The organism is Bordetella genomosp. 7 (genome assembly GCF_002261415.1).
GTDB lineage: Bacteria > Pseudomonadota > Gammaproteobacteria > Burkholderiales > Burkholderiaceae_B > Bordetella_A.
This window is the reverse complement of sequence record NZ_NEVI01000019.1, coordinates 77614-104072: the sequence shown is the minus strand read 5'-3', so window position 1 is coordinate 104072 and position 26459 is coordinate 77614. Positions and strand designations below refer to the sequence as shown.

Genomic DNA, 26459 nt, shown 5'->3' with positions numbered 1-26459 from the left:
GCGGCGGGATATTGATATAAAGAGGCGCGTCAGTACGTATGATTGTCTTCCGTGCCCACCAGGCGCCCGTCGCGCACTTCTCGCACTGCGTCGCGCAGGTCTGCCAGGTAGTCGTCCACAATCTTCACGTGCACCGTATTAAGCGCCAAGTGTATGGACTTGGGTCGCGCATTGCGGCCTACGTACCATCCTCGTTTGCCCATCTGTTCGGCCAGGGCGTCGGTGTCCAGGCCCGGGCCCACGCAGCGATAAGTAAGCATGCACAGCTCGGCCGGCGCAAGCACTTCCAGCCCTTCTATCTGGCAGATGCCTTCGGTAAGTTGTTCCCGCGTCTGCATGATGCGGCGCACATTTTCGACATAGCCGTTGCGTCCCAGGTGCTTCATGACCGCCCATGCCGCCGCCAGCGAACCCGCCGGCCGAGAGCCGCCGAACGACTTGGTGATATAGGTGCTCTTGGGCCAGGCAGAAAACTCAAAGGTCGTGTAATCGCGGTCTTTGCTGTCGCCGAACACCAGCAGCGAGGCGCCCTTGGCTGCCATGCCGTACTTGTGAATGTCGGCAGACAGGCTGGTGACACCTGGCACCGACAGGTCGAACTTGGGTTCAGGATAGCCGGCTTCCGCCAGGAACGGCGCAAGAAAGCCGCCTATGCAGGCATCTACGTGGCACCACAGGTTACGCGCCTGTGCGATCGCAGCGACTGCCTCGACGGGATCGAAAACCCCCTGCGCGTAGCTGGGGGCGCTGACGGCCAGCATGACGGTGCGTTCGGTGATGGCGCTTTCGATCAGCGCCGGGCTGGCCCGGAAATCATCTTGCATAGGCGTGCGCACCACTTCCATGCCCAGGAACAATGCCGCCTTATTGAACGCCGGATGCAGGGTTTCGCAGCAAACGATCTGCGGCTTTTCCGAGCGCGGAAAGCCTCGGGCAAATGCGCGTTCGCGGGCGGCGAAGCAGGCAAGGAAAATACTCTCGGTGCCGCCACTGGTGAAGGAGCAGTCTCCGTGTGGTGCATTGAAGATCTCGCGCGCCATCTGGACGATATCGCTTTCGATCTTGGCCAGGCTCGGAAACACCCTGGTGCCCAGCAGGTTTTCCTGAAAGTACGCCATGTACGCGCTCTGTGCCACTTGCAAGAGCTCGGCATCGCGGTAGTAGGTATAAGCAGCGACGCGGCCGGATGTCCAGTCGTAGTCGTTTTCCTTCATGTCGGCCAGTTCAGCTTCAAGCTGGGGCCAGGGCAGGCCTACTTTGGGAAACACACTCATCGCGGCGACATCCTCTAGTGATTAATTTCTGGTTAAACTGTAATTACGTAGATAGTATTTTGTGATCACAAATGAGTCTGAACAACTAGGGTTTACGCGTATCGGCGGGCTGAACGTGTCACAATCGCGCATGCGAAAACGGTGCGCCTGCCAAGCCAGTGATTCGACGCGGCAGCCCTTATCGTCGTGACCGTACGAGCCTGAGCAGCAGGCTTATCAGTGCGTAGGAGGGAAACAACAGTGCAGGCCAGCAGTTCCAAAGACACAGCGGCGCGTAGCGACGTTTACGAAGGCATCCGAACTTCGTTGGCGCGCGGGCACTTTTCGCCCGGCGAGAAACTGGTGTTGCGACAGCTTGCCGAGCAATACGGCGTCAGCCTCACGCCGGTTCGCGAAGCGCTCTATCGACTGGTGGTCGAGGGGGTGCTTGCACACGAGAACGGCCGTTCGGTGCGAGTGCCGGTGCTGTCCCGGCAACGCGTGCTTGAGCTGCGCGACATGCGTCTGGCGCTCGAGGTACTGGCGGTCGAACGGGGCGCACAGGTAGCCAGTTCCGCCGAGATCGCAAAGTTGGAAAAATTGGCCAAGGCGGTCGAGGTCGCGCGACAGGCCGGCGATGTCGTACGTGACAATGAGAAGGTGGCTGAGTTCCAGTTCACGCTGTATGCGTGCTCACAGATGCCGGTGCTGCTGCGGCACATCGAGATGCTATGGTTGCAAACCGGTCCTTATATGCGCTTGTTGCACCCGCATTTCATTTCCTATGTCCAGCGAGTCCGCCCTTCATGGCGCCGCGAGATCTGTCTTGCCTTTCGCGACCGTGATTCGGCCAAGGCCCGGGCCTTGATCGAAGTTGATGTTTCCGAATCGCTGACGCACCTGGCAGAAATCCTGGGTGCTTCGGAGATGCTGAAGTCATAACGAACGGTGGAGGCGGTGTGGTAACTCCCCCGATTGGTAGCATTCGTGGGAAATAGAACGCCATGGCTATGGCCGGCCTGGCCGGGAAGCCGCGATGGGGTGGGGGGTACCGAGGCTATCCGACAAGGCTACAATCGGCCTAATTTTGGACAGAACAGGCACAAAGCCGAGGGTTGATCCCCTTCCCTGGAACGAGATGCGTGACGGCGATATCGCCTTCGGTCGGCCCGACCTGTCGGGCACATCGACCACGTCGTGTCGGGCTGCGTTTGTGTCGAAAAATCAAGGACTTACATGGCTCTGCAATGCGGCATCGTCGGCCTGCCCAACGTGGGTAAATCGACGCTTTTCAACGCCCTGACCCGCGCGGGCATCGCGGCGGAAAACTACCCCTTCTGCACCATCGAGCCCAACGTGGGCGTGGTCGAAGTGCCTGATCCGCGCCTGCAGCAGCTGGCCGAGATCGTCAAGCCCGAGCGCGTGCTGCCTGCCACCGTGGAATTCGTGGACATCGCCGGCCTGGTGGCGGGCGCCAGCCAGGGCGAAGGCCTGGGCAACCAATTCCTGTCGCACATCCGCGAAACCGACGCCATCGTCAACGTGGTGCGCTGCTTCGAAGACCCCAACGTCGTGCACGTGTCGGGCAAGGTCGACCCCATTGCCGACATCGAAGTCATCGAAACCGAACTGGCCCTGGCCGACCTGCAAACCGCCGAAAAGGCGCTGCACCGCCATTCCAAGACCGCGCGGTCGGGCGACAAAGAAGCGCAGCGCCTGGTGGCCGTGCTGGAAAAGTGCATCGCCGCGCTCAACCAGGCCAAGCCGGTGCGCTCGGTAGACCTGTCTGATGAAGAATCCGCGCTGATCAAGCAGCTGTGCTTCATCACCGCCAAGCCGGCCATGTACGTGGGCAACGTCAGCGACGACGGCTTTACCGACAACCCGCTGCTCGACCGCCTGGCCGAGTTCGCCGCGTCGCGCAACGCGCCGGTGGTTGCCATTTGCGCCGCCATCGAATCCGAAATCGTCGACCTCGCCGACGAAGACCGCCAGGTCTTCCTGGCCGACATGGGCATGGACGAGCCGGGCCTTAACCGCCTGATCCGCGCGGCCTTCAAGCTGCTGGGCCTGCAAACCTACTTCACCGCCGGCGTGAAAGAAGTGCGCGCCTGGACAGTGCCCATCGGCGCCACCGCGCCGCAGGCCGCGGGCGTCATCCACACCGACTTCGAGCGCGGCTTCATCCGTGCGCAAACCATCGCGTTCGACGACTACATCGCCTGCAAGGGCGAGCAGGGCGCGAAAGAAGCCGGCAAGATGCGGGCCGAAGGCAAGGAATACGTCGTGCAGGATGGGGACGTGATGAACTTCTTGTTCAACGTCTGACCCTATAACGCCATTTCTCAGCATTTCACAAGATTGCTTAGAACCCCGAAAGTGGCGCTAGAACCCCGGAAATTCCGGGGTTTTTCGTTTCCATGGATTGCATGAGATTGCCCGGCCTTGCTCGCGTAAAGTGACTACGCTGGTGTATATGAAGATTGGACGAGGCGGCGGAAGGTGTATATGATCCTTCTGTCGTTCCTTATTGCCGATCTCGTGACACCGTGCTTACAGATGCCCACTGCCGTGCTGCCAAACCGAAGGAGCAGCTCTACCGCCTGAATGACCTTCGCGGCCTTTACCTCGAAGTGAAGCCCAATGGGGTGAAGGCTTGGCGCTACCGCTTCAAGCTGGGCGGCAAGGGGTCGTGGTTCGCGCTGGGCGACTACCCTGCCGTCAGCCTTGCCGAAGCGCGGGACAAGTGCGAGGAAGCGCGGAAGCTGGTCAAGCAGGGCATCAACCCCGTCCAGCACCGGCAGCTTGAGCGCCTCAAGCGCGAAGAGGATTCCGCCAATACCTTCGAGACCGTCGCCAAAGAGTGGCTGGCTCTGCGGGACTGGGAGGACATCACCAAGAAACGCCGCCTGGACATGCTGGAGCGGGTGGTCTTCCCCAGCATCGGCAAGCTCCCGGTGCGCGACATCACCCCGGCGCACGTTCTCGACATCCTCACCAAGACCGTGAAGCGCGGTGCGCCGACCGTCGCCGCCGAGGCCAAGCGCACCATGTCCGGTGTCTTCGAGCTGGCAGTTGCCACCTTGCGGGCAGACAACGATCCCGTCTGGCCCGTCCGCAAGGCTTTGCCCGCCAACAAGACGCAACACAAGACGGCACTGACCACCGCGCAGATCGGCAAGCTGCTCAACGACTTCGACAACCACCGTTGCGGCTATCAGGTCAATTTCTGCATCCAGTTGATGTGGTGGACACTGGCGCGTCCCAGCGAAGCGGCAGAAGCGGAATGGGCTGAATTCGATCTCGATGCCGCGCTTTGGACGATCCCAGCCCGGCGCATGAAAGCCCGCCGTGAACATGTAGTGCCGTTGCCAACGCAGGCCGTAGAGATGTTGCGCCGCCTGCACGCCATCAGCGGTGATCGGACGCACCTATTTCCCGGCAGGGATGACCGCAACAGGCCGATGTCGGTGCATTCGATCCGGCAGGCGCTCAAGGTGCTGGGCTGGAGCGGCACCTACAGCCCGCATGGCACCAGAACCACGGGCAGCACCCGGCTGAACGAAATGGGCTATCGCCCGGATGCCATTGAAGCGCAGCTTGCCCACGCGGAACCCAACTCGGTGCGTCGCACCTACAACCATGCCACCTACCTTGAAGAACGGCGGAGCATGATGCAGGCGTGGGCGGACAAGCTCGAAATCTGGAAGCAGGAGAGCACAGGTGAAGTCAGTAGAACACAGTGAGTACCTGCCCGACACGGAGGCAGGACGCTCACTATTCAGGGAGCGCCTGATTGCAAAAATTCAGCAACATCGCGATTTCAAGGCGCTGCCACAAGAAACTCAGTCGAGCTTCTTTGAGGAATTAGCTGAACTCACCCTCTTCGGCACCAACAACTGTTCGGTGGAGACACATAGCCCTAGGATACGCAAGCTCGAAAAACTGGCCGATAGTTATCGCCGGGTTGCCAATAGCATTGCACTGCTTTCGGAAATAGATGAACTGCTGCTCGATGATGCCTTTCAACACAGCATGCCTTTGCAACAGCAAAAGAAACTGATGCGGCAGCTGGCTGCTGATATTAATGGCCTGATAGGCGCTATGCGTCAGACGCCCGCTGGCACATCTGAACGGTTTTTACTACGACTGCAGGGCGCGAGCTTGCTGAATCAACTGGGCAAGTTGGGAGTTGCCTGCAAAATCAATAATGATTTTCAGAAAATCACCAAAGATGATGCAGAGCAGCGCGACGCAAGCAAGCAAACACAGCGCTTTATGCCAGATTTGTCGCAGAGCATGACACTTGCCATGCTCTGCACCATGCTCATTCTCTTCAACAACGGGCAGCTCGTTGAATGGAGCTATTGCCGCAGACTGTTGCTGGAAGGGAAAAGGGCTTCCAGGCAAGCGGCAGACTGAACCAATCTTCCAGTATCAGTATTTGGCTCAAGGCAACAGTGGCAACCCCAACTCAGCCAGATACTGATTGTGGCGCGCCTTGGCGTCTGCAATCTTCTTCTCGGCGGCAACCAGATCCGCATGCACCACTGCCAGGTCGATCTCTTCCTCGGCTTGCGCAGTGCTCACATAGCGCGAGATGTTCAGGTTGAAATCGTTCTTCTCGATTTCTTCCATGCTCACCCGGCGCGAGTAACGCGGGGCTTCCTTGCGGTAGCGGTAGGTGTCGATGATTTGGTCAATGTGCTCCGGCAAGAGCTGGTTCTGGCGTTTGCCCTTCTCATAATGCTCGGCAGCGTTGATGAACAGCACGTCGTCCGGCTTCTTGCACTTTTTCAGCACCAGGATGCACACCGGTATGCCAGTAGAGAAGAACAGGTTCGCCGGAAGGCCGATAACAGTGTCGATGTGCCCATCCTTGAGCAGTTTGGTACGAATGCGCGCCTCGGCACCGCCACGGAACAGCACACCGTGGGGCAGGATGATCGCCATCACACCGTCTTGCTTGAGGAAGTGGAAGCCATGCAGCAGGAAGGCAAAGTCAGCGGCGGACTTCGGTGCCAGGCCGTAATTCTTGAAGCGCACGTCTTCGCCCAGCGCCTCGCTCGGCTCCCAGCGATAGCTGAACGGCGGGTTGGCCACCACCGCGTCGAACTTCGGCATCTTTGCTGGGTTGGTTTCGCGCAACATATCCCACTCGTTGAGCAGGGTATCGCCATGGAAAATCTCGAACTCCGAGTCCTTCACCCCGTGCAGCAGCATGTTCATGCGCGCCAGGTTGTAGGTGGTGATGTTCTTTTCCTGGCCGTAAATCTTGCCAATGCCGTGCGGCCCCATCAGGCGGCGCACATTGAGCAGCAAGGAGCCCGAGCCGCAGGCAAAGTCGAAAACGCTATCCAGATGCGAGCACTTGCCGGTGGCTGGCTCCTGGCTGTCCAGCGTGACGATGGCCGACAGGATGTCTGAAATGCGCTGCGGCGTGTAGAACTCGCCGGCCTTTTTGCCCGAGCCTGCCGCAAACTGGCCGATCAGGTACTCGTAGGCATCACCCAGCGTGTCGCTATCGGTAGAGAACTGCCCCAGCCCCTTGGCGATCTCGGCGATGATCTTGCACAGGCGGGCATTGCGCTCGCTGTAGGTCTTGCCCAGCTTATCCGACGCCAGATTGATCTCTGAGAACAGGCCCCGGAAGGTGCTGGCGAAGGATTCTTCCTCGATGTACTTGAAGCCCTTCTGCAAGGTATGCAGCAGCTCGGCATCCTGCGTGCGCGCCATCTCGGCGATGTTGCCCCACAGGTATTGGGGTTCGATAACGTAATGCACCTTGCGGCGCATCTGCTTCTCGAATTCGGGTACGTCGTCCAGATTTTCCTCGTACCACGCTTGAAGCGGCGTATTCACGCCGGTCTGCCTCAACACATCGGAAGGAAGGTCTGGATAGTCCGATCCCAGCTCCTTCTGCGCGGCGGCCTCGTAGTTGTCCGACAGATAGCGCAGGAAGAGAAAAGCCAGCATGTAATCGCGGAAGTCGTCCGCATTCATCGCGCCACGCAGTTGGTCGGCGATGGCCCAGAGGGTCTTGCCCAATTTTTGCTTTTCGGATTCGGTCATGGTGTACCTGCTGTTGCAGCCTCAGGGTGCAGAGGGAACAAATCGGGATTGAAGGGGTAGCGATTCAGGAAGTCGTTCAGAATCTTCTTGAAGTAAGCCTTGTTCTCATCGAGCATCTGCTGCGGCTCATACAGCGAGTAGTTGCCGTGACTGAGGATGTTGATCAGACGCGCGTGCAAAATGCCGTCCGGGTCATCATCGTCTTGCCTGATGCAGGCAGAAAAGTTTTTGTGGCCGTGAAAACTCGCCGTCTTCTCTAGAATCGTGCGCAGCATGTTGAAATGGTGCGTGAACAAGCGATCTTCCTGTGCAGCCTGATAGAGTTCCGCCAAGGCCGCAACGTGGTGGAAGAAGGGCGTATCGCCCTCTTCGGGCCGCAGCAGATAGCCGCCGTTAGCCGGGTGCTTGTTGATCACATAGCGGCGCGCCTTGCCCAGCTCGTTACAGAGCACATTGAAAAACAAGGTGTGGTGCGTGGAGAGCACTGTCTTGAGCCGATTGTCCTGCCGCTTGAGCAACTGCGCCAAGTGATTGGCGACGGCAATGGCGTTGTGTTCATCTAGCGACGAGATCGGGTCGTCGATATACAGGTACTTCACCCATTGGTACGCCTCGATATCGGCGTCCATCGCCAGTTCGACCACAGCCAGAAAAAAACACCAGATGAAGATGTTTTCCTCGCCACGTGACACCTTGATGTTGTCAACGGGCTGACCATCCACCAGGCGCGAAAAGCGCACCGCCCACTCTGGGCCCTCGGTGTCGATCCGGAAGTCGAAATCCGCGTAACGCCGCAGCAATGGGCGGATGCGGTTGTCCATTTCCAGATCGAACAACCCCTGAAAGAATCGCGAATCCTTATTGAGCAGCAAACGCCGGTCCGCATCGCCTACCAGATCGTTGTTCCAGTGAAACAGGTCTTCGGTGAAGGCGTTGAAATACAGGGTATCACGGGCCTCGGCCTGCTTGCCCATGTCCTTGAAGGCCATGGACAGCCGCGTCTTGCCGGTGCCGTTGTAGGCATAGAGCAGGATGTTTTTTTTGTTTTCCAGCTCGCTGCGCAGATGAGCGGCCAGCGCGGGCAAGTCGGCGAAGGATTGGGCGGGCTTCATGCGTCCACCTCATCCAGCGTCGGAAATAACTGCTGCATCAGGCCCTTTTTGTGGGTCTTGAGGGCATCGATTTTCTGGGTTTGGGCGGTGATCAGATCGTCCAGCGAAAACAGGCAGTCAGCGATTTTTTGTTGCTCGCCTGATTCGATATCAGGAAAAACAACTGCACGCTCCTTCAGCATCGAAAAATGACGCTTGTAGTCCTCCATCGCCAACGGACGGTGGCTGAGGGAATGAAACAAATATTCAGCAGAGATGGCGGGCCTTACCTTGAGAATTTTGATGCCATCGGCGCCTTGCGCAAACGGTTTGTCAACAAACTTGAGGGCGCAGGTGTGGTCGCCAAATATGATGAGTGGCAGCGATTCAGTAATTACAGCGCGTTCATCATCAGTCCAGCCACAAATAAACTCTTGAGATTGGTCGATGATGGGAAACTTACCTTGCGTCCCATAGTTGGATGACTGCAGTTTTGACGGTGGGCTAACCGTAGTAATAAGTTTTTCCAATTTCTCCTTGCCCCATGCTGGACCTTCCCGAAACTCCGGAAACCGCAGCCGTGGCACGGTTTCGCCTTCTCGGGGAAAAAGCTGCTGCATCAGGCCCTTTTTGTGGGTCTTGAGGGTGTCGAGCTTTTGGGTTTCCGCCGCGATCAGATCATCCAGCGAAGACAGGCAGTCAGCGATTTTTTGTTGTTCGTCTTTGTTTTTAGGTACTACACAATCAACCTTCTCAAGCACTTCAACGGACAGACCAGGCTGCGCTTGGCCCGTAGCAAAGCGATTCAAATTAAGAAGGCAAAGGTTGTAGAAGAGCCAGCCAGTGCTAATGCCCGCTTTAGGCGTCGTTACCACAGCATGCTCGGTTGCGTAGAAATCCCCATCAACAAGATTCACATTGCCGCAAAGTGCTCCCTGACGACCGATGAGCGAATATCGGCCAGACTGGTTATACGTTTTACAATAGCCACGTAGCCCGTTGCCGCCAAAGCATGGATACAAGCCGTCAATTTTCTTCTCTGAGATCTCTGAAGCAGAAATGAATTTTCCAGCTTGCATGTCGCAAACGGCACCGAGTGTCTTTTCCTCCCACCCCCCAGCTTCCCGAAACTCCGGAAACCGCAGCCGTGGCACCAACTGCTGTTTTTTATTCTCACTCATGCCGCTTGCTCCTGTGGCCGTTTAACGATGGCCTTGAACGGGTTCCCAGCCCGGTCGTCAATGAGTTCAATCTGCGGCCAGGCCCGCAAGGCGCGCAGCAGGCCGCTGCCCAGTCCGCGATAGGGCAGCAACTTGGCGGCAAAGGACGCCAGAATCGGATTGCGCATATTGGAGTTGCCCGCCTTGATGTTTTCGATGGTCAGGTTGTTGGGCAGGTGGCCGGGGCTAATGATCTCGACCCGATCGGCAAACACCAACACGCGCACCGGCGCGCTGATGAAGTAGTCGCGGTGGATGAGCGCGTTGGCGACCAGTTCCTCCCAGACGATGCGCGGAATCTCCGATTGGCCTTGGGAGTTGAAGCCCTGTTCACCCTGAGTGGCGCGGGTGTTAGCGACGATGAAGCCGAGCGTCTGCTGGAATACATCGGCCAGCTTACCGGTGATGTCGCGGCTGTCGACATAGCGCTGGTCTTCGATCTCATTGCCGACAAAAGCCACCGCCTTGACGATGAAGGCAGGCAGTGCGTACTGCGGCGCTTTGGCAAACAGCAGGCTGCCCGCCACATTGAGCTGCCCCTGGTTCATCAGGTTCATGTTGGTCAAGAGCTGCGGCAGCGGTTGCTTGTGCTGGGCGAGCGGCTCGCCAAATTGCTGTTCGAAGAAGGTTGCGAAATAGGGCAGGTCCACATCGCCCGCGCTCAAGCCCGCCACAGGCGTCTCATCCGCATGCACCAGCCCCGCCTGCTGGAACAGGCGCTGGATTTCCTCGCGCGAGGTGGCTCGGCGCTTGTCCGAGCCGTTCTTCACCCAGATGGCTCCGTTCTTGTCCATGTAGGGTTTGCTGACGCCTTCCACAACGGTGACCACCATCACGGTGCCGTTGGGGTGCGGCACATTTTCGGTGAGCGGGTTCACCGCAGGCCGCACGTTTTGTGAAGCACTGTTGGAGATGAGCTGGTTCAGGCGGTCAATGTCCGCGTGAGACAAGCCCAGCACCGTGCCGTCGTTTTGCACGCCAATGAAAATCTGCCCGCCAGCGGTGTTGGCGAAGGCCACGATCTCCGCCGCCAGCGCGTCGGCATTGGTGAAGTTCTCTTTGAACTGATGGCGACTGTCTTCGCCACGGCTCAAGCAGTCGATCAGTTCTGTGGTTTCCATAGGTTGTAAACCTCTTTGCGTCGGTTGAAGGCTTCCTGGCCTCCTTCCATGATGTTGATGATGGCGTCCTGCACCGGACGAGCGTCGATGCTGCCGCTTTGTACGGCGACTTGCTCATCCTGATAGCGGCAGGCATGCACTTGCTCCGCATCACCCAGCACCGGAAAGTTGGCGTTGTGGGTGGCGAAGATGAATTGGGCGTGAGGCTTCATCTCGCGCAGTAGCTTGATCACGTCGTCGTAGATGGTCTGGTTGTCCAGATCGTCTTCCGGCTGGTCAATGATGATCACGTCGTTCTGGCGCTGGCTGAGCACATATAGCAACAGCGCGGAAGCACGCTGCCCGAGCGAGTGATGCTTGAGTTCCTTGCCGCGATAGCGAATGACGAAACGGTTAGGCACCTGATAGACCACGAACTCCATCAGGTTTTGCATGAAAGTCTTTTCGAAAACCTCCGGCGTACTGCCCGCTTTTTTCAAGGCGTTTGGCAAATCACGCAGCAGCCCGCCGAAATCGGCGTAATCCTCCATCACGGCGCGCAGGGTGGTTTCGCGGATGTTGCTGCCCTTGAAGAGCTGCTGCATGAAACTGATGGCGGCTTCCTTGTCGCCTTTGAAGTCGGCTTCGATCTGCAGGGCGGTATGGCCAGCGTTCACCCGATCCAGTTCGGCCTTGATGGCGTTGAACTCGCGCAGCCACAGGCCGTTGAGCTTGTCGATCTCGGCAAACAGTGCGTCGCGGATGCTGCTCTGCTGGCTTTCCTGCTTGGCGAGCGCCTCCAGCATTTGCTCCGCCTTGGTTTTGCGCTGCTGTTGGGTCAGGAAGTCATCCGGCTGGATGGCCGTCATGCCGGTCTGCTTGAGTTCCTGAGCCAGCTGACGTTCGACCTGGGCAAACTCTTCCTGAAGACTCTGGCGCGCGGCAGCGAACTCGCCTTGTTTGAATTGAAGCCGGGAGGTAACAGCGCGGGCCTCCTGCTCGATTTGCTTGAGCTGATCGACTTTGGCAACGAGATTGGCAAATTCGGCGTAATAAGCCGTGAAGAAATCGGGATTCTGCTTGGAGACGTAGCTCGTGGCATTACGCAGATCGTCTTCGTGCTCGGCGATCAATTGCCCGAGGGCGAGCACAAAGCTGTCTGCCCGCTCCTTCATGCGTGCCAGTGCACTGGCATCCTGCTGGAAGCCAAGGCGCTTTTGCAGCTTGTCGGCAACCCCGTACTCTTCGAACTTCTTCAGCCGGAAGTTGGCATCGGTGAGCTGGGACTCGTAATCACGCCTGAGTTCGGCAGTATTGCTGAGCTTGAGCCAGCGCTGCGCAGCATCACGCACATGCTGGCGTTGGGTTTCGATTTCGTCTCGCAGTGTGCGGAGCTTTTCGCCCACCAGCTTTTCCACTAGATCGGTCTCGAAACCTTCGCCGGTGCTGGAAAGGTCTTTCTGCCCGAAGTAGATCGGACGGCGCAGCACGGTTTCCCGGATCGATACACCGGGCTGCAATTTGCCGTCCAGATAGACGTTCGGCGCTTCGCGGAAAATGCGGGAGATGGTGAATTCCTGTCCGTATACGTCACAGGCCGTCAGCGTCACCTTGCCGCCGCTGCCCAGAGTGTGGCGGATCAGTTCATCCTTGTACTTGGTGTCCTGCGCCTTCTCCCCGCGAGGAATATCGAGGGCGTAGCGCACTGCTTCCAGAATGGAAGACTTGCCGCTGCCCCGGATGCCGATCAACGTGTTCAGTTCAGGCGAGAAATGCAGCGTTTTCCCGTCAAGGGTGCCCCCGTCAAAGTGAATGCTGCGAATGTAAGAAGCCTGATGCTTGGGCGGCTCCGTGGCGACCCGCGCAGCGGGATCGCTCAAGGCAAACTTGACGGCCTCAAAGGACAACTCGCCCAACTTCAGGTAACTGGTCTTGCCCCGGCCGATTTCATCAATGCACTTGGGGTCACTGCCTTCAAGTTCGGCGGGGTACCAGCTCTGCAACCAGCTTTGAATCTTGGTGCGGCAAGGTTTGTCTTTGCCTGCGCCGTCGTGCGTGCGAACCTTTTGGAAGCCGAGCGTTCTGCGCCGGAAGAAATCGTTTTGCCCCAACTCAGTGAGTCGGCCACCATCCAGCTCCGACCACAAGCCACTTGGTGCTTCGACATGGGCGAAGACGAGGAAGAAATCCCGGTGATAGCTTTCCAGCTTCTTGATCGTCTCCAGAAGTGACCATGAGGTTCGGCCATTCTCCTGCTCGTACTGTGCGGGCGCCTTGCCTTCAAATGCGCTGGTTAGGAAGGGGTTGATGTGGTTGTGCTCGTCGATCCATTCATCTGAGAACACGACGAGCGTGTGGATGCCATTGGCCCCATCATTGACCGACAGCTCGACGCCTGGCAGCAGCGCAATCCCCTTTTTCTGAGCTGTCTTACGCAGCGCTTTGAACTCCTCGAAATCGAACTTGTTGTGATTGGTGATGACGCCCAGCTGGATACCTGCTTTCTCCAGCGCGTTCACATAATTGCTGTTGTAGAAGTTGTCATCGCCTGTGTACTTGAACTCACGATCTGCGCGGGTGTGCAGATGGAAGTCCGCACGAACCCACTGCGCCCCTTGTGCAAAGACGGTTCCCATCATCGCCCCTCCTCATAGGCAGCCAAACCAGCAATCTCTCGCCCCTGGGCGAGCTTGTGCAGCAGTGGCGTCAGCTCTTCCATCAGGGCCAACTCTTTCTGCGTGCGGGCTTTCCAGCCAAGTTCCAGCGGGGCCATCAACTCGGAGAGGCGTTCGCCATCGAAAATACGGCGGCGCAAAATGTCATCGACAAAGGCTTGCAGCGCCGATGCGTCCAGTGCATGGCGGTTGGCGAGATCGGTGAGTTCCCGTGTTTTTTTCTCTGCCTTGAAGCGGTCGAATCCGCTGCGGATTTGATTTTCGTCCAGGGCTTCATTGACTGGCAGGCCACGGATGTACTCGGCAATGTCCTCGCGCTCGTCGATGAACTTGGCGTCGGACTGAATCAGGCCAATGAGCTGCTCACGGTTCATGGTGAGCTTGCCGGGCTTCTGCTGGGTCAGCTTGGCGATGAGGCTCATGATGTAGTCGTAGTCGATCACGCTTGAGGCGAAGAGCACGAATTCGAAATCAAGCTGCTGCACTTCCGGCGGGGTCTGGTCGCGATCCTGTTGTTCCTTCAGGCGCTTGGCCGTTTCCAGGTACGCACCCTTGAAGCCCTGCATCTGATCGGGTGGCACAATCTGGGTGATCTGCGCCTTCTGCTCGTCGGAAAGATCGGTGTATTGATCAAGCTGGGTCTTGAGCCGCTGAACTTCCTTGAACAGGTTGACGAACTGCGCCCCTGCGGCATCGCCTTTCAGGTTGGCCACTTCTTCCGGCGTATTGCCCACGCCTTGCGACTGCATGAAGTCAGCCAGCTTCTGGGTGGCGGTTTGCAGGTTTTCGATGACCTTGGGCGCGGGGTCTACCAGCCAGATTTCACGCGGGTTGTCGATCTTCTCGCCGGAAAAGAGCGCAATTGCCTCTTCGACCGCCTTTTGCTGCTGACGGAAGTCGAGGATGTTGCCATAGGGCTTGCTGTCGTTCAGCACGCGATTGGTGCGCGAAAACGCTTGGATCAAGCCGTGGTGTTTGAGGTTCTTGTCCACGTACAGGGTATTGAGGTACTTGGAGTCGAAACCGGTAAGCAGCATGTCCACCACGATGGTGATGTCGATCTTTTGTGCGGCGGGAAGATCGCTGTTGGGATACTGCTGATCCTTGATGCGCTTTTGCACATCCTGGTAGTACAGGTCGAACTCGCCAATGCGGTGGTTGGTACCGAAGCGGGCGTTGTAATCGGCCACGATGCGCGTGAGCGCCGCCTTCTTGCCTTCGGGGTCTTGCTGGTTGTCTTCCTTTTCTTGCGGCAGGTCTTCCTGAATCTGCTGTACGTCCTTATTGCCCTCGGCAGGTGGAGAGAATACGCAGGCAACGTTCAGCGGACGGAACTCAGGGTCTTGCTCGGTCTTTTGTTTTTGGATCTCCGCGAACAGTTCGAAGTATTCGATGGCATCGTTGATGCTGGCCGTTGCCAACACGGCATTGAACTTGCGGCCATTGGTCGCTGCATCGTGCTTGGCGAGAATGGTTTCAATGACCTTGGGCTTGGCCACGCCTTCACCAGGTTTGGGAGGATTCTTGCCTTCGGGCTTGAAGTAATCCACGTGAAAGCGCAGGACGTTGCGATCCTCGATGGCGTGGGTGATGGTGTATTGATGCAGGCAACGCTGGAAGAGGTCGTCGGTCGTGCGGTAACTGGCCTGCTGACCTTCGATCTGCTGGTAGCTGGCGTTCTTCTCGAAGATGGGTGTGCCGGTAAAGCCAAAAAGCTGGGCGTTGGGGAAGAACTCCTTGATGGCTTTGTGGTTGTCGCCAAATTGTGAGCGGTGGCATTCATCAAAGATAAACACCATGCGCTGGTTGCGTAATGGCTCCAGCCGCTCCTTGTAGTTGCGCTTGTTAGCCCCATCCAGAGCCAGGCCCAGCTTCTGAATGGTGGTGACGATGACCTTGTCGGCATAGTCGTCGGACAGCAGGCGGCGCACCAGGGTCTCGGTGTTGGTGTTCTCTTCGACGCAGCCTTCCTGAAAGCGGTTGAATTCCTCGCGAGTCTGGCGATCCAGGTCTTTGCGATCCACCACAAACAGACACTTGTCGATGTCCGGATTGTCTTTGAGCAGGGTGGACGCCTTGAACGAAGTCAGCGTCTTGCCTGAGCCGGTGGTGTGCCAGATGTAGCCGTTACCGCAATTCTGGTGGATGCACTCCACGATGGCTTTGACGGCATAGATTTGGTATGGCCGCATCATCAGCAGCTTCTGCTCGCTGGCCACCAGCACCATGTAGCGGCTGATCATTTGCCCTAGAGTGCACTTGGCTAGGAACTTCTCGGCAAAACTATCGAGCAGCGTGATTTTCTTGTTGTCTTCGCTGGCAAACTGGTAAACCGGCAAGAAGCGCTCATCTGCGTTGAAGCTGAAGTGCCGTGCGTTGTTGTTGGCGAAATACCAAGTGTCAGTGCGGTTGCTGACGATGAAGAGCTGCAGGAAGCACAGCAGTGTCTTGCTATAGCCATTGCCGGGGTCAGTCTTGTAATCAACGATCTGCTGCATGGCCCGGCGCGGGCTGACCGCCAAGGTCTTCAGCTCGATTTGCACCACCGGTACGCCGTTGATGAGCAGTATCACGTCGTACCGGTGATGGCTGTTGTCAGTGTTCATGCGCAACTGGTTGACGACCTCAAAGTCGTTCTTGCACCAGTCCCGGATGTTCACCAAGGTGTAGTTCAGCGGCGTGCCATCGTCGCGCTCGAAGCTGTTGATGTTGCGAAGCTGCTGGGCAGCGCCGTAGACATCGGGCGTGATGATGCCGTCGAGCAAGCGCTGAAACTCGCTGTCAGTCAGATGCACGCGGTTCAGCGCTTCGAACTTGGCTCGGAAGTTGGCTTCGAGCGCGGCGCGGTCGCGAATGTCGGGGCGATAGGTGTACTTGAGGTCGCCGAGCTTGGCGATCAGATCGAGTTCGATTTGTTGTTCTGTGGTCGTCATGAACCTTGCCTCAAAGACCCAAACGGTTTGCTACCGCCGTTGTTCTGGCGGGGGAATGCCATGGAGCTCATGTATGCCGACTCCCCGGCTCACCGACATCTTCATCTGCGCCGCCTGCACGCACCCATTCATCCACTTCGGAGAGCTGGAATTTCCACAGCCGCCCCACGCGGTGCGCGGGCAGACCTTTGCGCTCGCGCCAGCGGTACACGGTGTCCTTGGCCACGCCCAAGTGCTTGGCGACGTGCTCGGCGGTAACCCACGGTTCTGTGCTCATGTCGATGGCGCTCGGAGGTTGCGATTGAAAGTCGTCTTAAGTCGTTTGGAGTCTATCATTTGAATGCTGCGGAAGCATCAAAATTGTTCTTGGCTACTGTCGTTGTGAGTTGAATGTGGTAACACGGGGCGCAGTGCCACACTGTCACCACCATGGCTACACACTGTCGCCACCATCCTTGCCACCCTTTCAACACATTGTTCGCACAAGGCTGCCACGTTGTTGCCAGCATGCCGCCACACTGTTCACACAGTAAGCCGGCAGCCCGACCTGATCGCACAGATAATTTTTGCTGGTCACAAAGCGCCATGCCACGTTACTCCCTCGCCTGGGCACAAGATAAGCAATAACAGTCAAGGGATTTGGAATGCACGCCCGCCGATGTTGGTATGTACGCAATCGGAAATAGGACTTCTGGTGCCTGACCATGTGCCCGAACAGCAGAGCGTTGGAAAGAACGCAATGCACAATCAGTATGTACGCAAGCCTAAATAGGGAGTAACGGGGCATGTGACCAGCTAAAAGTCATTGCGATCAGCGCCGCAGGATTTGGAAACCCGATGGCTGGAAACAGCGCATTTTTTGTCTACTCAGTTGGCGGCATGTCCGCATTGCCGCCGCTGCGGAAATGGGCGTCAACTACGCGGGCGATGTCAGCAGGTTGTGCTCCTGCGTTGAATGCAAAGCGCAGCGCCTGCTCCAATCGTTGCCAACCTTGCGGGGAAGCAATATTGCTATCAACAGTTTCGCTCAGACGGAACATCAGCCCTTCCAGCAGCTCTTCGTCCCCCACGTCCGCAGCAGCCTGCTCCGCCAGTGCCAAAAGTGCGCTACGTGCTGACTCAAGTGATTCACTTGGCACCCCGGCCAATGCCGTAGGTGTGGTGATGACACGATCCACCCTGACGACTGTCACCAGATCAAGGGCCTGATCGACGCCCGGCTCGATCTCCATGCGGATCAGCACATCGCCAGCCAACAGAAAGCGCGTCTTGATCAGCCCCGGCTGCTCATCCTGAAACAACCACACCGGCTGCGTGTTGGCCTGCAGCAGGCTTAGCACGAGCCTGCTGTCATCCAGCGCCCCGCGATCCTGCCACGGGTGCAACACATCAGTACGCAGGCGACCGCCTTCCATACCGAGGTGATGTAACAGGCCGACCAAACGTTTGGCGGAGATCACCTGTTCCTTGCCACGCAGCCAGACCGAGAGGTTGGCGGCGCGGATACCGGTGGCTTCGGCGATCCGCCCCAGCGTTTCCCCGCGCAGTCGTATCAAGGCGGCGGCAAGGGCTGGCAATTGTTCGTTGGCAAGGGTTGGCATGTCGGGCCCTGTGAATTCACTGTAAATCACTATAAGACTTATTGGCCGACAAGACGAGCGTGCGGAGTTTGGCGATTCGCGCAAACCGCTATTATAGTAATTTATAGTTAGGCTATTTGGGAGGCCATCATGCGTAAGCCAAAGCAAGCCCGCCCATTGCGCCTGCGGGAATACGAAGCAGCCATTGCTGCGCTCAAGGCACGGCATCCCTGGCTTGCCCGGCAGATCGTCGAACCCGCGCCGGGGCATCTGGCTTTGGTGGCACATCTGTTTGCCCAGGTGGAATGCCTGCTGCTGCCCACAGTGCTCGCACGCAAGGGCTCACTGTCGGTGAGTTGCAACCGGGATCGCCTGGCCATTCATTACCAGCCGCTGCGACGCCACAGCGAACGCGCAGCAGCAGTGTTCGATCTGATTGCCCAGACCAAGCACCTTTCGCTGCAAAAATGCCCCGTCTGCGGTGTACAGGTTGTCGGGGACGGCATCCGTCCGCAACGCTGCCCGCAACATGACGGCATCCAAGGATTGTTTGCCGAAGAAGTGCGCCGCAGCCGCCAGCTCATCGTCGAACAGGGGGTGCAACAGGTGGTGCACGATCTGGGTAAGGTGACGACCGAAGATGTACGCGCCGCCATGGCGGTTGAAGATGAGCCCGTCCCGAGCGAAACCAAACCGGAGCAGGTTCAGAAGCAGCCGACAGAAACCGCTAAATCAGTGCCCTTGCCGAGCATCGTCTTTCTCGATGAAGCTGGGCTGGAGGCGTTCGTGGATCGCCACCGACCGAAAGGCGACGACAAGTTCAAGCGCGCGCAGGCGATGGCGGAGCGGATAAAGCGAGCGGGCCATGGTAGCCGCCAACTGGGCCTGCTGCCCTCGGACTGGAAAACCCTTCTGGATGAGTTCGCGCTGGCTTTTCCAAACTTCCATGAACTGGCCGAGCTGATGCGTGATCACTTCGCCTTGTCCAGTCTGGGCGATGGCCGGGTGTCCTGGCCTGCCGTGTTGCTGGTCGGCCCGGCGGGCATCGGCAAAACCGAGGCGGCACGCTGGCTTGCCGATCAGCTCGTGCTACCGTTCCGGGTCTTCGACATGGCGAGTACGCAATCAAGTTCGCCGCTCGCCGGTTCCGAATCATTTTGGAGCAATTCCGAGCCAGGCCAGCTCTTTGAGCTGTTGGCCTACCAACCACTAGCCAACCCGGTGGTGGTGCTCGATGAACTGGATAAGGCCAGCAACGGCAGACCGCAATACGATCCGCTGGCAGCACTCTATACCTTGCTGGAACCGCGCAGTGCGCGGGATTTCATCGACCTGTCGATCCGCGACTTTGCCATCGACGCCAGTCATGTGAATTGGATGGCGACCGCGAATGAGCTGGAGGCGATTCCGGGGCCGCTGCGCTCACGGCTGACGGTGTTGCACATTCAACCGCCCAGGCCGGAGCAGGTCAGAAGCATCGCGCAGTCGATTTACAACCGACTCCGCGACGAGTCGAGCTGGGGCAACGCCTTTGCCGAGAGGCTGGATGATGATGTCCTGTCCCGTCTGCAAGCCTTGCCGCCGCGCAGTGTGCGTCTGGTTCTGCAGCGGGCCTTGGGTTCGGCAGCTCGTGATGACCGAGGAATCGTCCAGGTGCAAGACATCAGACCGCTGGTCGAGATCAGCCGCCGTGGCGTTGGCTTTGTCAGCGAGGGATGGAATTGAGGTTGCTCAGCGTTGTCCGGATAGCCAGGCCGCACCGGCGGCCAGTGCATCGGCCTCGCTGGGGTAAGTGGTCGATGGGCCGCTGATGATGCAGGGCTGGGTTTCGCCGTCGCCTTCCACCGTCCACAGCTCCCAGGTTCCATCGTTTTTCCAGCTGGGGATGGCGGTGTAAGGTTTGTCTTTCAGCGCAGCCAGCGCGGCATCCACTTCGGGGCGGATCTGCAACTCACCCGAGTAGATATAAGGTGTCGCGCAGCGGGCATCAGATCGGCTCATGTTCCGTGCTCCAGAAAAGCTCCAGTAGTGCGCTCGCCTGCAGGTAGATACCGGGGTTGCGTGCTTCACTCGGGCCAGCAATGTTGAGAATAGCGACGGGATGGCTAAGCAACCAGTCTTGCCATGCCGCCAACAGCTTTTCTGTAGGGACATGCAAATCGCACAGCAGTAGCGGCTTGCCGTGTCCCGTCGCCAGATCGCGAGTGAGCAGGCTGCCACCTTCGAGCTTGTCTCGGTAAAGGATCAGCGTGGCATCAGCGTCCAGCACATTGCGTTTGGTGCGCTGGCGATAACCGCTGGATTCGGTCTCCATCAACTGGTAGCGAGCATCCAGTACGCCATCAGCGGCGCGTCGGGCTGCTGGGCACCAGCCGCCGTGCGGAATCTGCCGGGCAATGGCGAAATCCAGCGCAGCCCGGTCTACGCCGGTCTGGCCGCCGGAGAGAATGCGCTGAATATTCACCCTTGCCCCGTTGCTGCGACCGTGCAGCTCACTTGAACTTCGGCGCTGGGCTGATCTGCCGATAGCTGGCCGATGCGCCCACGCTGGCTGGCAAGCTTCAGTTGCTTGCGCACCTGTTCCAGGCTGCGCTTTTCAATCACTGCGGTATAGCTTGCACCCAGCTCACCATCCGGGTCGATGAACAGCTCGATCCGCTTCACCGGCAAGCCGAATGCCGTGAAGCTGCGTTCCGGCGTCAGCGACCAACTACCGGGAGCATTGGGCGCAATGCCGTCCAGCACGCGCACCGGCAAGGCTTGACGGCATTCCACGGCGGCGATGATGGCCGGCTCGATCTGCAACCAGCGGTTGAGGTCTGGGGTAGTGCCATCCATCAGCACCACCGGCATGGCCGCCAGCAGCAACGCTTTCATCCCTTGATGTTCCTGATCCAGAAGCGGCGGTCATCGACCGTGAAGTTGGAGTCGTAGCCGACCAGGGTCAGCAGCGAACCGACATAGTAAAGGCCGAACTGATTCATCAACCAACGCTCCATCGCGGGGTCGCCGGGCAACTTGCTGTAAGGCGGGGTCGGTCCATCGCTACGAACCTGACCGCTGGTTTTGCCGGAAATGGAAAAGCTCTTCCAGGTCAGCACGAAGTTGTTTGACTGTTTCGGCAGCTCCGGCGCGCAAAGCGACAGATTGCTGAAGCGCTCGGAGCGCTTGGCGTCGTGCCAGAGCACTGCGTCAAAGCGAATGCAATCACTGGCTTTGAGCGTGAGGCTACGGGTCAGGGTCATCTGATCAGCCGGAATTTGCAGATTGCTGATCACCACCTTGGGCCACTCCGGGGCGCGACCGTCGGTAGACAGATTCCGGCGCAGGGCGTTATGCAGCGGGGTGCTCAGCAAACTGTTGTGGCTTGCTGCGCTTGCGGGCGTAGCCGCTTGCGACAGACTGCTTCCAATGGATTGTCCCAGTCCGTTCAGGGAGTCCAGCGCCCCCTGCATGTCGGTTGTGGCACAACCCGTCAATACGAAAGGCAGAAGCAGCAAGCTCCGGTAGTGTTTCATCGCAGTTCCTCGCGAGTTTATCCGTTGAAAATGGCATTGAGTCGGGCGCACCAGGTTTCCGCCGCCCGACGGCTCATGGGAAAACTGAGCACTGGTCGTTGCGGATCGGCGGTTTGCAGCTCGATGGCGAAGTCTTTGGCGCGTACCGTGCGCTCGAAGGTCGGCACGCTCATGCCGCTGGCGTTGACCTGTCGGCTACCGCCGTTCATCTCCATGCTCTCGACCTCGCGCCAGGTCATCTGCCAGCCGAGCAGCCAGGAGAAGTCGTGGATACGCCAGACTTCATCCACTATTGAACAGACAGCCAGTTTGCGATGCTGCCGGTCAAACACCAGAAAGGCCGGTGCGGGGTAGCCCAAGAGTTGTCCAGCATCGAATGACAGGCCCTGCTGGGCGTTGATTCTGGCGACAAGAGCCTGACAACGAGCCTGCAACCGCGCCAGAAAGCGGAAGGACAGCGTGAAGATCGCCAGCGAAATCAGCAGATAGAGCATCAGCTCACTGGTCAGCAGCCCCCACAGCGACGTCTGTGACAGGCGCGCAGGCCCTATGCCGAACATCGCCAGTACAAGAATCAGCGCAAAACCAGCGGCAGCCAGTCCTGAAAGCCCAGCCACCGGAACAGCAAGCCCCGCAGCCGCCCCCATCCCTGCAGTCTTCCAGACGCTTGCCATACGTCACCGCCTCCCCATTGTTACTCATAGAGGTCATTTTAGTGATTAAGGGCCTAGTTGTCACTTATAGAGCGTGCTCATATAGAGCGTGGCCTTATATGGCGGGCACTCATAGATTCTTTCTTTTTGAAAAGAGAGAGATATGGCCCTTGATCCGCGAGTGCGCTTTGGCCTGAAGCTGATTGAAATACGGAAGACCAAAGGGTGGTCACAAGAGCGCCTGGCGTTGGAGAGCGGCTTAGCCCGTAGCTATTTGGGTGGGGTTGAGCGCGGCCAGCGCAACATCGCGCTGCTCAACATCTTCAAGCTGGCCGAAGCGCTGGAAGTGGAGCCTTCGGTACTGCTGGAGGCGCCTGCAGCTGGACAGGAGGCAGCACCGTAACATCGTAGCGCTACGTTATCGTAACGTTACGATGTCATCTGACAGGGGGCGAGTTGCCCCGGCAGGCCTGTCGATAGCATGTTGAGAAAACCGACGCCAAGTAGCCCTGTTTTTTGAGTAACGAGTAGCCGCGCAGCGACCGGAGGGAGCGAAGGATTTTCCACAGCCGCAGGGCGGTAGCTACTAGGTATTTATAAATACTAGGAAAAACCTAAAAGCAGAACTACTAGAGGCGACCTCTCCTCCTGGCTGAATCGCCGTCCCAGCGGGGCTTACAGGCGACCTCACACGTTGATCTTGACTAGCGATGTCACGTAAAACGGCTAGTGATGTCACATACCGATGACTAGCGATGTCACGTGGACAATTTACAGAAGTGGCACCAAAGCCAGCTCTGGCAAGGGTTTCCGTCTTGCTAGTGATGTCACGTGGACAGCCCGAAAAGCCCACAGGCTTATCCCCTCCTCTTGGTCGCTGCGATATGCAGGCGTGCAGGGGTGAGGATCAGGCAATCTTTCGTTTCCTCGATGTGGTTCCGAGCCTCGGGATAGAACAGCAGCGCTTCGTTTAGCCGGAGGCGGAAATTGGTCTTGAAGTTGGCCAGCCCCTTGGGAGTATTCGCATAGCCAGAGCCGAACTGCATCATTAGGCCAGTCCATGGCACGTGAACAAGCCGTTTGCCTCCTTTGCTTGCCCCAACGTTCAAAGTGAACATGCGGTAGACCAGCCATGTGTAGATGTCCATCGCCAGAGGCGACTTTATGAGCGCACGTAGTGCCTCCATCTTGAGTGGCACGGGGGCGCCGATCAGACGTTTAAAAAAGTCTGTGCTCAAGGTGATCGAGCTTTCCCATGCCCCTCGTCGCACCGTATCGCGAGAGCTCCAGAAGACGAACGCCTCCTCCGCGATGAGGATGTTTCTGACGTGCAGCGCATCGCCATCTGCACCACCGACGGTAATCATCGAATGCACCAGCCGCAAGCTCTGGTCACGCACTCGCGCGATGTACCGGCCATCATTGTGCAGATCAAGACTTTGCAAGAATGCCGCCTGGGAACGCCCAAGCGATAGATCGGGACTACCTGTGCGAACGGCTTCAGTACACATCCACGCCAGCAGCAGGCGCGGCAGCCCGCCATACGGTACGCCATAGTCGGGGTTGGCTACGATGGAAAGGCTCAGCTTGCCCGTGCCGCGTTTGAAATGGTTGGTCTTGGGGTCTGTATGAGGAAGTGTGGCCTGCGCCAGAAAGTGTGCGATGTAGCCTGTAGCGCCTGCGTTGCGGGCCTGCTCGATCTCCAGCTCCACAGCTTCGTCGATCAAGTGGCGTACCCGTGGAGTCAATGCATGGGCGGCGTCGTGCTGCTCCGCCTGTTTCGTCACTTCGGCAGCTTTCTGCTTGATCCACGGCAGCGGATCGCGCTTGGGCGTGGCTTCTGCCAAGCCAGTGTCCAGCAAACTGCCCATGCTGCGCATCGTCGAATCCTGACCTTTGACCTGCGAGATCGCGGCGATCAGGGATGGACAGCGTTGTTGCTGGCGGTACGGGCGGCTGCGGCCTTCTGTCCGAGCCAGGTATCAATTTCGTGTTCCAGCCATCCGACAACCCGCTTGTTGATCTGGATGCATACTGGGAATGTCGGATCATCGCGTGTGATCCGCCAGAGCGTTACGTCATTGATGCCGCCAAGCTTTTCGCAGACGGCCTTGCGGCGTAGAATTTTCATCGTCCCCACCTCCTGCACATTGAAAGTCGATGCAGGAAGTTTCAGGCGACGACCCGGCAGCGGTCACGGATTCCCAGAAGGGAATTTTTGCAGGAAAAAATCCGACAGCAGCGATGCGGGTCAGGCAAGCGATGCGCGGGCCTCGCTCCGGGTAGCAGCGGCCAAAGTGTATATGGGGGTGACTACAAGATGAGTGACAATAGGAGCAATTCCGCATCCATAAACGCTTTACGGCCAGATTTCTGGTTTAACGTCTGAACATGCTCCAGGTGTCTGACTCCCGAAGGGTGTCAGACACCGTAACAGAAACGTCTGGCCGCACGTCCCTACACAAAGGTTTTCTTCGGATCAGCACAGAGACGACCTGCCAAATGCGGTATGCCCTTTCAGCCGCACGCAAGGCCACCCCCGATTCCAGACCGTGGCCACAACATGAATCCCCCCCAAAAACCCTCCCCATCCCACCTGACAGTACGCCGCTGCGTTCAGGCAGACGACGCCGCCTGGCTACAGCTGCGGCAGGCGCTATGGCCGGAATGCGCGCGCGCTGAACACTTGGCGGAAATGGCGGATATCGTCGCTGCATCCGAGCGGTGGGCGGTGTTCCTGGTGTACGCGGACGCGCGGCCCGACGCCGTGGGGGTGGCCGAGGTTGCGTTGCGCTATGACTATGTCAACGGCACGGCGTCCTCGCCTGTGGCTTTCCTGGAGGGTATTTATGTGGACCCGCAGTACCGCAGGCAGGGCGCGGCAAGGTTGCTGGCAGGGGCCGTGCAGCGGTGGGCCGCGCAGGCCGGTTGCACGGAACTGGCGTCGGATGCGCTGATCGACAATGTGCATAGCCATGCCCTGCACCGGGCGCTGGGGTTCGTCGAGACCGAGCGGGTGGTGTTTTTTAATAAGTGGCTGAGGTAGCGGGACGGCTTCTGAATATTCCTCATTCTATGCAGGAACCTCCCTCATATTTCGACTGGTAATATGCATATATAAATAAACCTTCCTTCGGCCCTCATCCACGTATCCCGTAATGAATCGCGACCTCTGGCTGTTGTCTGTTCTGCAGGGCCTTTTTCTCACGAATAACGTCACCTTCATTGCCATCAACGGCCTGGTGGGATTCGAGCTGGCGCCATATGGGTGGCTGGCGACGTTGCCGGTGATGGGCTATGTGGTGGGCGGGGCGTTGTGCACGGGGCCGGTGGCGTGGACGCAGACGCGCTATGGGCGCAAGGCCAGTTTCATGCTGGGGCTGGCCGTGGCGCTGGGGTCGGCGCTGCTGTGCGCGTTTGCCACGTATATCCAGAGCTTCTGGCTGCTGTGCACGGCCACGGCGATTGCCGGGTATTACTCGGCCAACGGGCAGCTGTACCGCTTTGCCTCGGCCGACCTGGCCGCGCCCCAGGCGCGCGAGAAGGCGGTTTCGCTGGTCATGGCAGGGGGGCTGCTGGGCGCAGTGCTGGGCCCCAACCTGGCGTCGTATACCCGGGGTTTGCTGGCTACGCCTTTTGTGGCCGCTTACCTGGCGCTGGTGGCGGTTGCCCTCGTGGCCATGGCGATCCTGTCGTTCATGCGGTTTCCGCCTGCGCCGGTGCGCAAGCCGGGCGCGGCGGGCGGCCGCCCTATGGCGCTGATCGCGCGGCAGCCCGCGTTTATCGTGGCGGCCGGCGCGGGCGCGCTCAGCTACGGCATCATGAACCTGCTGATGGCCGGCACGCCGCTGGCCATGCAGCATCACGGCCTGCCGTTTGCCGACGCGGCTTTTGTGCTGGAATGGCATGTTATCGGCATGTTCGCGCCGGGCTTCTTTACGGGGCATCTGATCAAGCGGTTCGGCGTGCTGCCCATCATGGGCTGGGGCGCGCTGCTGAATTTCGTGTGCATAGGCGTGGCCCTGTCGGGCACCGACCTGCATCACTTCACGCTGTCGCTCTTTTTGCTGGGGGTGGGCTGGAATTTCCTGTTCACGGGCAGCACCACGCTGGCGCTGAGCACCTACGCGCCCGAAGAGAAAGATCGCGCCCAGGCCGCCATCAATTTCTGCGTGTTCGCGGTCATGGCGGTCAGTTCGCTGACCTCGGGCATGCTGGTGACCACCCAGGGCTGGACTATCCTGAACCTGGGCTCGCTGGCGCCGCTGGTGCTGATCTGCCTGGGGCTGGCGTGGCTGGCGTACAGCAGCAAAAAGACGCCAGGCGCCGTGTCTGCAGGGTGATTGCGTCACGCCACGCAATAG

24 protein-coding genes are annotated in these 26459 nt (G+C 58.5%); 8 read left to right on the top strand and 16 right to left on the bottom strand.

All coding sequences use genetic code 11. The features are described 5' to 3' along the window. Positions 1-29: 29 nt before the first annotated feature. Positions 30-1274 carry a pyridoxal phosphate-dependent decarboxylase family protein gene (locus tag CAL18_RS14910; RefSeq protein WP_094818192.1) on the bottom strand — a complete coding sequence of 415 codons (1245 nt, stop codon included), beginning with the start codon at positions 1272-1274 and terminating at the stop codon, positions 30-32. 240 nt (positions 1275-1514) lie between these two features. Between CAL18_RS14910 and CAL18_RS14905 the strand changes: the two genes are divergently transcribed. The 4 genes from CAL18_RS14905 to CAL18_RS14890 all read left to right on the top strand — a co-directional run bounded on the left by CAL18_RS14905 (position 1515) and on the right by CAL18_RS14890 (position 5675). Next, a complete protein-coding gene (locus CAL18_RS14905) occupies positions 1515-2195 on the top strand; it encodes a GntR family transcriptional regulator (RefSeq protein WP_170940366.1) in 681 nt (226 codons plus the stop codon). Between the two features lie 294 nt (positions 2196-2489). Next, entirely contained in the window at positions 2490-3581 is a 1092-nt protein-coding gene (gene ychF, locus CAL18_RS14900; RefSeq protein ID WP_094818190.1) for a redox-regulated ATPase YchF, read from the top strand. A 221-nt stretch (positions 3582-3802) separates the two neighbouring features. After that, positions 3803-4999 carry a tyrosine-type recombinase/integrase gene (locus tag CAL18_RS14895; protein WP_054286517.1) on the top strand — a complete coding sequence of 399 codons (1197 nt, stop codon included), beginning with the start codon at positions 3803-3805 and terminating at the stop codon, positions 4997-4999. Beyond that, the gene (locus CAL18_RS14890; RefSeq protein WP_094818189.1) at positions 4977-5675 is read left to right on the top strand and encodes a hypothetical protein; all 699 of its coding nucleotides are present in this window, start codon (positions 4977-4979) and stop codon (positions 5673-5675) included. The genes CAL18_RS14895 and CAL18_RS14890 overlap by 23 nt, the downstream gene beginning before the upstream one ends. 27 nt (positions 5676-5702) lie before the next feature. Here the strand turns inward: CAL18_RS14890 and CAL18_RS14885 are convergent, their stop codons facing one another. From CAL18_RS14885 to CAL18_RS14850, 8 genes are all read right to left on the bottom strand, one after another. After that, complete coding sequence (locus CAL18_RS14885) at positions 5703-7325, bottom strand: type I restriction-modification system subunit M (protein WP_094818188.1); 1623 nt, start codon at positions 7323-7325, stop codon at positions 5703-5705. Then, positions 7322-8437 (bottom strand): AAA family ATPase, encoded by a 1116-nt coding sequence (locus tag CAL18_RS14880; protein ID WP_094818187.1) that lies wholly within the window; start codon positions 8435-8437, stop codon positions 7322-7324. Before CAL18_RS14880 ends, CAL18_RS14885 begins: the two co-directional genes overlap by 4 nt. Further along, on the bottom strand, positions 8434-9597 hold the full coding sequence (locus tag CAL18_RS14875) for a restriction endonuclease subunit S (protein ID WP_094818186.1): 1164 nt from the start codon (positions 9595-9597) through the stop codon (positions 8434-8436). Before CAL18_RS14875 ends, CAL18_RS14880 begins: the two co-directional genes overlap by 4 nt. Then, positions 9594-10757 (bottom strand): RNA-binding domain-containing protein, encoded by a 1164-nt coding sequence (locus CAL18_RS14870; protein WP_094818185.1) that lies wholly within the window; start codon positions 10755-10757, stop codon positions 9594-9596. The genes CAL18_RS14875 and CAL18_RS14870 overlap by 4 nt, the downstream gene beginning before the upstream one ends. Continuing rightward, positions 10739-13375 carry a TrlF family AAA-like ATPase gene (locus CAL18_RS14865; RefSeq protein WP_094818184.1) on the bottom strand — a complete coding sequence of 879 codons (2637 nt, stop codon included), beginning with the start codon at positions 13373-13375 and terminating at the stop codon, positions 10739-10741. The genes CAL18_RS14870 and CAL18_RS14865 overlap by 19 nt, the downstream gene beginning before the upstream one ends. Further along, positions 13372-16344 carry a type I restriction endonuclease subunit R gene (locus tag CAL18_RS14860; protein WP_094818183.1) on the bottom strand — a complete coding sequence of 991 codons (2973 nt, stop codon included), beginning with the start codon at positions 16342-16344 and terminating at the stop codon, positions 13372-13374. Before CAL18_RS14860 ends, CAL18_RS14865 begins: the two co-directional genes overlap by 4 nt. 67 nt (positions 16345-16411) lie before the next feature. After that, complete coding sequence (locus CAL18_RS14855) at positions 16412-16621, bottom strand: helix-turn-helix domain-containing protein (RefSeq protein ID WP_094818182.1); 210 nt, start codon at positions 16619-16621, stop codon at positions 16412-16414. 586 nt (positions 16622-17207) lie between these two features. Further along, entirely contained in the window at positions 17208-17945 is a 738-nt protein-coding gene (locus CAL18_RS14850; RefSeq protein ID WP_043218890.1) for a hypothetical protein, read from the bottom strand. A gap of 129 nt (positions 17946-18074) precedes the next feature. Here CAL18_RS14850 and CAL18_RS14845 point away from each other — a divergent pair, with 129 nt between their 5' ends. After that, entirely contained in the window at positions 18075-19649 is a 1575-nt protein-coding gene (locus tag CAL18_RS14845; RefSeq protein ID WP_094818181.1) for an AAA family ATPase, read from the top strand. Between the two features lie 6 nt (positions 19650-19655). Here the strand turns inward: CAL18_RS14845 and CAL18_RS14840 are convergent, their stop codons facing one another. Genes CAL18_RS14840 through CAL18_RS14820 form a run of 5 tightly spaced genes read right to left on the bottom strand, consistent with a single transcriptional unit; the run spans position 19656 to position 22116 of the window. Beyond that, on the bottom strand, positions 19656-19925 hold the full coding sequence (locus CAL18_RS14840) for a hypothetical protein (RefSeq protein ID WP_066918456.1): 270 nt from the start codon (positions 19923-19925) through the stop codon (positions 19656-19658). Then, on the bottom strand, positions 19912-20388 hold the full coding sequence (locus tag CAL18_RS14835) for a putative molybdenum carrier protein (protein ID WP_094818180.1): 477 nt from the start codon (positions 20386-20388) through the stop codon (positions 19912-19914). The genes CAL18_RS14840 and CAL18_RS14835 overlap by 14 nt, the downstream gene beginning before the upstream one ends. Beyond that, positions 20385-20801: a hypothetical protein gene (locus CAL18_RS14830; RefSeq protein ID WP_094818179.1), complete on the bottom strand. Its 417-nt coding sequence runs from the start codon at positions 20799-20801 to the stop codon at positions 20385-20387. Before CAL18_RS14830 ends, CAL18_RS14835 begins: the two co-directional genes overlap by 4 nt. After that, complete coding sequence (locus tag CAL18_RS14825; protein WP_094818178.1) at positions 20798-21442, bottom strand: hypothetical protein; 645 nt, start codon at positions 21440-21442, stop codon at positions 20798-20800. Before CAL18_RS14825 ends, CAL18_RS14830 begins: the two co-directional genes overlap by 4 nt. 17 nt (positions 21443-21459) lie before the next feature. After that, positions 21460-22116, bottom strand: a complete 657-nt coding sequence (locus tag CAL18_RS14820; RefSeq protein WP_094818177.1) for a hypothetical protein — start codon at positions 22114-22116, stop codon at positions 21460-21462. Between the two features lie 142 nt (positions 22117-22258). On the opposite strand from CAL18_RS14820, the gene CAL18_RS14815 reads away from it, so the two are divergent. Next, a complete protein-coding gene (locus CAL18_RS14815; protein WP_054286750.1) occupies positions 22259-22498 on the top strand; it encodes a helix-turn-helix domain-containing protein in 240 nt (79 codons plus the stop codon). Between the two features lie 454 nt (positions 22499-22952). On the opposite strand, the gene CAL18_RS14810 is transcribed toward CAL18_RS14815, so the two are convergent. Together CAL18_RS14810 and CAL18_RS14805 are read right to left on the bottom strand one after the other, a co-directional pair. Next, the gene (locus CAL18_RS14810) at positions 22953-23966 is read right to left on the bottom strand and encodes a replication protein RepA (RefSeq protein ID WP_212589939.1); all 1014 of its coding nucleotides are present in this window, start codon (positions 23964-23966) and stop codon (positions 22953-22955) included. A gap of 47 nt (positions 23967-24013) precedes the next feature. After that, positions 24014-24226, bottom strand: a complete 213-nt coding sequence (locus tag CAL18_RS14805; protein ID WP_017245590.1) for a helix-turn-helix transcriptional regulator — start codon at positions 24224-24226, stop codon at positions 24014-24016. Positions 24227-24658: 432 nt separating this feature from the next. Here CAL18_RS14805 and aac(6') point away from each other — a divergent pair, with 432 nt between their 5' ends. Together aac(6') and CAL18_RS14795 are read left to right on the top strand one after the other, a co-directional pair. Then, positions 24659-25141: an aminoglycoside 6'-N-acetyltransferase gene (gene aac(6') / locus CAL18_RS14800; RefSeq protein WP_094818175.1), complete on the top strand. Its 483-nt coding sequence runs from the start codon at positions 24659-24661 to the stop codon at positions 25139-25141. Between the two features lie 112 nt (positions 25142-25253). Next, positions 25254-26438: an MFS transporter gene (locus CAL18_RS14795; RefSeq protein ID WP_094818174.1), complete on the top strand. Its 1185-nt coding sequence runs from the start codon at positions 25254-25256 to the stop codon at positions 26436-26438. Positions 26439-26459: the final 21 nt, after the last annotated feature.

What these genes read in the sequence shown, in the direction of transcription:
- CAL18_RS14865 (WP_094818184.1), bottom strand. Translation starts at nt 13,375, where the DNA reads ATGATGGGAACCGTCTTTGCACAAGGGGCGCAGTGGGTTCGTGCGGAC.
- CAL18_RS14845 (WP_094818181.1), top strand. Translation starts at nt 18,075, where the DNA reads ATGCGTAAGCCAAAGCAAGCCCGCCCATTGCGCCTGCGGGAATACGAA.
- CAL18_RS14850 (WP_043218890.1), bottom strand. Translation starts at nt 17,945, where the DNA reads ATGCCAACCCTTGCCAACGAACAATTGCCAGCCCTTGCCGCCGCCTTG.
- CAL18_RS14815 (WP_054286750.1), top strand. Translation starts at nt 22,259, where the DNA reads ATGGCCCTTGATCCGCGAGTGCGCTTTGGCCTGAAGCTGATTGAAATA.
- CAL18_RS14875 (WP_094818186.1), bottom strand. Translation starts at nt 9,597, where the DNA reads ATGAGTGAGAATAAAAAACAGCAGTTGGTGCCACGGCTGCGGTTTCCG.
- CAL18_RS14885 (WP_094818188.1), bottom strand. Translation starts at nt 7,325, where the DNA reads ATGACCGAATCCGAAAAGCAAAAATTGGGCAAGACCCTCTGGGCCATC.
- CAL18_RS14825 (WP_094818178.1), bottom strand. Translation starts at nt 21,442, where the DNA reads ATGAAACACTACCGGAGCTTGCTGCTTCTGCCTTTCGTATTGACGGGT.
- CAL18_RS14805 (WP_017245590.1), bottom strand. Translation starts at nt 24,226, where the DNA reads ATGAAAATTCTACGCCGCAAGGCCGTCTGCGAAAAGCTTGGCGGCATC.
- CAL18_RS14820 (WP_094818177.1), bottom strand. Translation starts at nt 22,116, where the DNA reads ATGGCAAGCGTCTGGAAGACTGCAGGGATGGGGGCGGCTGCGGGGCTT.
- CAL18_RS14795 (WP_094818174.1), top strand. Translation starts at nt 25,254, where the DNA reads ATGAATCGCGACCTCTGGCTGTTGTCTGTTCTGCAGGGCCTTTTTCTC.
- CAL18_RS14840 (WP_066918456.1), bottom strand. Translation starts at nt 19,925, where the DNA reads ATGAGCCGATCTGATGCCCGCTGCGCGACACCTTATATCTACTCGGGT.
- CAL18_RS14880 (WP_094818187.1), bottom strand. Translation starts at nt 8,437, where the DNA reads ATGAAGCCCGCCCAATCCTTCGCCGACTTGCCCGCGCTGGCCGCTCAT.
- CAL18_RS14855 (WP_094818182.1), bottom strand. Translation starts at nt 16,621, where the DNA reads ATGAGCACAGAACCGTGGGTTACCGCCGAGCACGTCGCCAAGCACTTG.
- ychF (WP_094818190.1), top strand. Translation starts at nt 2,490, where the DNA reads ATGGCTCTGCAATGCGGCATCGTCGGCCTGCCCAACGTGGGTAAATCG.
- CAL18_RS14860 (WP_094818183.1), bottom strand. Translation starts at nt 16,344, where the DNA reads ATGACGACCACAGAACAACAAATCGAACTCGATCTGATCGCCAAGCTC.
- CAL18_RS14910 (WP_094818192.1), bottom strand. Translation starts at nt 1,274, where the DNA reads ATGAGTGTGTTTCCCAAAGTAGGCCTGCCCTGGCCCCAGCTTGAAGCT.
- CAL18_RS14810 (WP_212589939.1), bottom strand. Translation starts at nt 23,966, where the DNA reads ATGGGCAGTTTGCTGGACACTGGCTTGGCAGAAGCCACGCCCAAGCGC.
- CAL18_RS14830 (WP_094818179.1), bottom strand. Translation starts at nt 20,801, where the DNA reads ATGAAAGCGTTGCTGCTGGCGGCCATGCCGGTGGTGCTGATGGATGGC.
- CAL18_RS14870 (WP_094818185.1), bottom strand. Translation starts at nt 10,757, where the DNA reads ATGGAAACCACAGAACTGATCGACTGCTTGAGCCGTGGCGAAGACAGT.